We start from the raw sequence: 1,185 nt of genomic DNA, 5'->3' as shown, positions 1-1,185 counted from the left end.
CCCGAGGGATACCTCTACGAGAGCCAGCGGTACCGCTGGGGGCGACTGGTCGGGCTCCGCTGGACCTACCAGCACCTCAAGGCCCGTCGTCCGAAGAACGTGGCAGCGCCCGACCTGCTGGCGGCCGAGTGATGCGGCCCCCTCGTGACGAGCTTCGCGAAGAGTTCGCGAAGCACGCCGACCTGACCCGTCGCGCGGCGAAGGTCCGCGGTCGGCCGGGCGCCGAGTTCGTCCACACCAGCCTCGCCCGCGCAGCGCGCGACGTCCTTCGGGACATCGTGCGCCTCGCGATCCGGCGCCACGAGGCGCTGGGCCACGACGAACTGACGGCGCTGGTGCGGCGGCACGACCTGCGGCCCGAGGCGGACGGCATCCCCCACGAGGCGTTCGTGAGGATCGTCGAGATCGCCCGCGGGATCGTGGGCGCGCCGGCGGCGACCGTCGAGACCTGACAGCCCCGCGCCCGGATGAGCCGGGCGCGGCTAAACCTGACTGATCGGAGGAACGAGAGATGGATGGACAGAAGAAAGCGCCCGACGAGGAGAAGGTGGTCGCCATGCTTGAGCAGGCGGTCGCGCTGATCAAGAAGCTCGGCAGCAGCGTCAGCTTCGTGGAACTGTGCCGCGAAATCGACGGTCTCGACGGAGGCGAATGGGCTTACTCGCACGGCCTCACGACCGATGCGCGTGTGCATGTGATCATGTGGCAGGGGCTGACCGATGAGGGGCACGAGACCATCAAGCGTCTTTGCGCTGACCCGCGTGTCGACTGGAACCCTTGCGGCACGTTTCCCTACTTCGTCGACGGTGCGGTGCTGCCGTACCCGATCCTCGATATCGAGACCGCTCGGGGCGAGAAGGAGCCGCCGGAGGATGGCTACTGCTGGCTTCCCGTTACCTTCCGCCCGCGCGACGCCGCCTGAGAAACGAACGCGGCCCGGGGTGAACCGGGCCGCGCCACTGAGCACAACGAGATGGGTCGAAAAGACCCTGAACGATGCAGAGGATATAGGCATGACGCAGGACAACACCAAGGCCAGCCACGCAAACGCGCGCCCATCGCGCAAGTCGTCACTGGAACAGATCGCCAAGGAGAAGGCGGTGCTCGAAGAGCGCTGGGATGCGTTCAAGGCGACGGAAACGCGCGAAGGCTGGGAAGACGCGCTCGACGCGCTGCTCAACGAGA

2 protein-coding genes are annotated in these 1,185 nt (G+C 67.3%); both read left to right on the top strand.

Annotation, left to right across the window (positions count from 1 at the left end):
* Positions 1-131: 131 nt before the first annotated feature.
* Entirely contained in the window at positions 132-452 is a 321-nt protein-coding gene (locus tag ACTS11_RS20645) for a hypothetical protein (protein ID WP_442642163.1), read from the top strand.
* A 59-nt stretch (positions 453-511) separates the two neighbouring features.
* Positions 512-922 (top strand): hypothetical protein, encoded by a 411-nt coding sequence (locus ACTS11_RS20640; RefSeq protein ID WP_442642162.1) that lies wholly within the window; start codon positions 512-514, stop codon positions 920-922.
* The last annotated feature ends 263 nt before the right edge of the window (positions 923-1,185 follow it).

It is taken from the genome of Roseicyclus sp. (genome assembly GCF_052168335.1).
Lineage (GTDB): Bacteria > Pseudomonadota > Alphaproteobacteria > Rhodobacterales > Rhodobacteraceae > Roseibacterium.
The sequence above is the reverse complement of the archived record's forward strand: the minus strand, read 5'-3'. Positions and strand labels throughout refer to the sequence as shown.

Excerpts from the sequence above, each read along its gene's own strand:
- ACTS11_RS20640 (WP_442642162.1), top strand. The coding sequence starts at position 512 with ATGGATGGACAGAAGAAAGCGCCCGACGAGGAGAAGGTGGTCGCCATG.
- ACTS11_RS20645 (WP_442642163.1), top strand. The coding sequence starts at position 132 with ATGCGGCCCCCTCGTGACGAGCTTCGCGAAGAGTTCGCGAAGCACGCC.